At 73.3% G+C, this 3459-nt stretch carries 5 protein-coding genes; 1 reads left to right on the forward strand and 4 read right to left on the reverse strand.

What is annotated here, in order from left to right; genetic code table 11:
• Positions 1–13: 13 nt before the first annotated feature.
• From DMH08_RS42550 to DMH08_RS39000, 4 genes are all read right to left on the reverse strand, one after another.
• On the reverse strand, positions 14–313 hold the full coding sequence (locus DMH08_RS42550; RefSeq protein ID WP_125621273.1) for a hypothetical protein: 300 nt from the start codon (positions 311–313) through the stop codon (positions 14–16).
• Between the two features lie 99 nt (positions 314–412).
• Positions 413–1378, reverse strand: coding sequence for an FtsK/SpoIIIE domain-containing protein (locus tag DMH08_RS38990; protein ID WP_125621275.1), 966 nt, complete (start codon positions 1376–1378; stop codon positions 413–415).
• Between the two features lie 429 nt (positions 1379–1807).
• A complete protein-coding gene (locus DMH08_RS38995) occupies positions 1808–2497 on the reverse strand; it encodes a hypothetical protein (protein WP_125621277.1) in 690 nt (229 codons plus the stop codon).
• Positions 2497–2877, reverse strand: a complete 381-nt coding sequence (locus tag DMH08_RS39000; protein ID WP_125621279.1) for a hypothetical protein — start codon at positions 2875–2877, stop codon at positions 2497–2499. Before DMH08_RS39000 ends, DMH08_RS38995 begins: the two co-directional genes overlap by 1 nt.
• A 171-nt stretch (positions 2878–3048) precedes the next feature.
• Here DMH08_RS39000 and DMH08_RS39005 point away from each other — a divergent pair.
• The coding region (locus DMH08_RS39005) for a GntR family transcriptional regulator (protein WP_125621281.1) at positions 3049–3459 on the forward strand (411 nt) is incomplete at its 3' end.

Below are 3459 nucleotides of genomic sequence, written 5' to 3' on the forward strand. Positions count from 1 at the left end.
CTCCCGTACAGCGTCACAAAGCCTCACCCCCCGCCCCCGCGTCCGAGTCGTCGCCGGGGTCGATGGCGTGCCGCCCCCGCGCGTTGTGGCCGAAGGCGAACCGGTGCAGGCACCACCACAGCGCGTACCAGTCCGGGCTGTCGGTTTCGATCACCGGCAGCCCCGAGCCCGCCAGCAGATCCGCCACGTCCCGCACGAGGCCCGCCGACACAGCCTCATCGCCCATCCGGTCCACCGGCAGCGGGTAGACCCGCCCCGCCACGTCCGCCGCGCACGGGCACACCCGCCGCGCCAGCTCCCGAGAGATCGTCACCGTCGCTCCCATCCAGGCCCGTGCGGCGGGCACGCTCCCGCCGACCCCGCCGCACGGAGCCCTTGTGTTGGTGTGGGTAGAAGGGGAGAGCCGGACCGCTCAGATCACGCGGTCACCGGCCACCAGCCGCCGCAGCGCCGCTCCCCGCGCCGCAATCGACCTGATTTCGTTGTCGTCCAGGAAGTAGCTCTTGCACAGGCGCGGCATGCCGCCCTCCGCGTGCAGGAGCCCCACGCCGCGCGCGTTGACGTCCACATCAGAGGCGTCATAGCCCGCCGCCGCCATGCCCGCCCCAAGGATCGTGTCGGAAGCGTCCCGAGTCGTGCACCGCATCGCCCACCGGTAGGCGATCAGGTCCCGCAGACTCGTCTTCACCACATCGCCCGAGGGTTTCTGTGTGGCCATCAGGCCGACGATGCCTGCCGCCCGGCCCCGCGCCATCAGGTCGATAGCCAGGTCAGTGAAGTGCGCCGCCGCCCGCCGGTTGGGATTGGCGGTGTAGAACCGCAGCTCATCCACCGCCACCACCGTCAGCGGACCGTCCGACCGGCCCCAGGACCGCCGCCCGGCCCGCTCCAGCAGCTCATACCTGCGGTCCATGTCCTTGATCTGGTCTTCCAGCAGACCGATGGCGTCATCCATGCTGTTGTACGCCACGCGGGACAGCACCGGCCGCCAGAGCGCCAGTTCCAGCCGCTTGGCATCCAGGCCGACGATGTTCACCCACGGGTCCAGGGCCGCCGCACCCAGCAGCAGCGACAGCGCCGCCGACTTGCCCGCCTCCGGTTCACCCCCCAAAAGGACGTTCTTGCCCGGTAGCCGCAGGTACACCGCGTCGCCCATGTCGTCCACCGCGACCGGAACCGAGTCCCACAGGCAGGACTGACCCGCCCGCGCCCACGGCCAAGGCAGCCGCACCGGCTCCCCGTCCGGGGAAGCGAACGGGTTCCGCCGCACGATGTCCACATGCGCCAGATCCGCGCGCTCCAGGTCCCGCCGAACGCGCACCTCCCGCACCCGCAGCACCGCCGCCACCCGCTCAGCCTCGCCCGCCAGCTCATCCACCGTCGCCCCACGAGGCACACGGACAAGCAGCCGGTCACCGGCAGGAACCTGCGCAGCCCGCCTGATTCGCGGTATCCGGTCGTTGATCGTCGTCAGGCCCGCGAACCGCGCCGCCCGGTCCCAGTGCCGACGCAGACGGCCCCGCCGCCACGCCCGCACGCACCACCGACGCGACCACGGCACCACCGCGACCGACCCCGCCAGCCACACCGGGAGCAGCACCGCCCCCGGCCAGCCCCGCGCCAGCCACCGCCAGCAGCACCAGCGCCGCCAACTCCCGACGCCACAGCCACGACGGCCGCACCAGCCACAGGACCAGGACCGAGCCGGGCGTGAGCTTCGCGCGGACCGGCAGGTCGGGCCGCTGCCGCAGCGGCGGCAGCCCGACCCGTCCGGGCGCATGCACGTCCCGGGGACGCCGAGCGCCGCTCACCACACGCCCCCGCGCCCCTGACCGTGCCGGATCCCCGGCCAGCCCTCACCCTCCGCAGACCGGGGACCGCCGTTGTATCCGGTGTCGGTCCACAGCCCGCCATCCTCCGCCGGAGCCCCGGCAACCCGCCGGTCCCACGGGCCCGACGTCGCGGCATCGTGCCGGGTCGCGTCCGCGTCCACCGGCACGCCCCAGTCCCGCCGCGTGCCCTCCAACACCGCCGGATCCGGCACCGGCCCCCCAGGCACCTGCCCCGCCTGACGCGCGCGCCACTCGGCTTCCCGCGCCCGCAGCTCCGCCCAGACGTCCGCCGGGACCAGCCCGCCGACCAGCGCCACGACCGCGACCCCGCCTACCCGCTGATCAGGCGAGAGCGGCACCCAGGCAGCGGCGCCGCCCGCCGAGACCGAGACCCAGCCGTACGGCGCCGCCCCCTGCCCACGCCCCGCCGGACGCTCCGGCACCACCGCCAGCACCCGACGCAGCACCCGACGCCGCCGCCGCTCCCCGACCTCGGCACGCCGCATCCACAGCGGCCCGGACCCGTCCGCCGCCGTGTACTGCACCCTCGCCAGACCGGCCGCCCCCACGCCCACCACGAAGGTTGACCCCGGACGCCCCGCGTCCGGCGCGCCGACCGCCACCAGCACGTCACCCGGAATCGCCCGACCACCGAAGAGCCCCATTACTCGCCGTCCTTCCCGGACCGGCCCGACCGGCCCGACCCCGACCCGCCGCCCGCGCCGTCCGCCGCGCCGCCGCCCGCCAGCGGCCCCGGCTCCAGCCGCTCCGCCGTCCACCACGTCACCACGTCGCCCCGCCGCTCGATCACGTTGAGCGCCAGCCCCACCGGCCGCACCGCCAGCCCCTGACCGATGCCCGGGTCACCCACCAGCCCGACCTTGATCGGCGCGCTCCCCGTCCCGTCCATCACCAGCAGCCGCACCGAGAACAGCGGCACCCCCTCCGTGTTCGTGCGCGGAGCCTTCGTCTCGAAGTCCACCCGCTGTTCCGGCTGATCCGCGACGATGAATGACCGCCCCGCGGTGTCGATCTTGAACTCCACGAGCCACCTCCGCTTGTGTACCTTGTCGGACCGCTTTGGTACGGCTTCGTACGTACGAAAGGGTGCCTCTCGGGTAGAAAGTGCAAACCTTGGAGTGCGAAGCCGTCCGCGCTAGGGTGAGATCGCGAAACGGTAAAGTCGCAGCGCATCAACCATGCGCAAGAGGGGACGGTGGCCGCATTGGGCCAAGATCAGAACGAAGATCAGGGCCGCCAGCAGGCACACACCACGGGTGAGGCTCCCGTCCTCTATGCCCACATCTGCAACGAGCTGATCCACGACATCACCGCAGGACGCATCCCGCCCGGCTCATGGCTGCCCACCGGACGCGAGATCGAACGCCGCTGGGGAGTCTCCCCCCGTACCAGCCGCCGCGTGCTCAAAGAACTCCAGCAGTCCGGCTGGGCCCAAAGCCAGGGAACGCGCGGAAACCTCGCCACCGCAGGACCCGCCGCAGGCCAGGCCGCACCTGCCCAGCACCAGCAGCCCGGATGGGACGAGCGCACCGCGCCCGACACCACCCGCGACGAACGCCAGGAGCGCAGCGCCCCCGCCGCCCCGCCCCCCTACTACGCTGCAGGC

Source organism: Actinomadura sp. WAC 06369, from assembly GCF_003947565.1.
Classification (GTDB): Bacteria; Actinomycetota; Actinomycetes; order Streptosporangiales; family Streptosporangiaceae; genus Spirillospora; species Spirillospora rifamycini.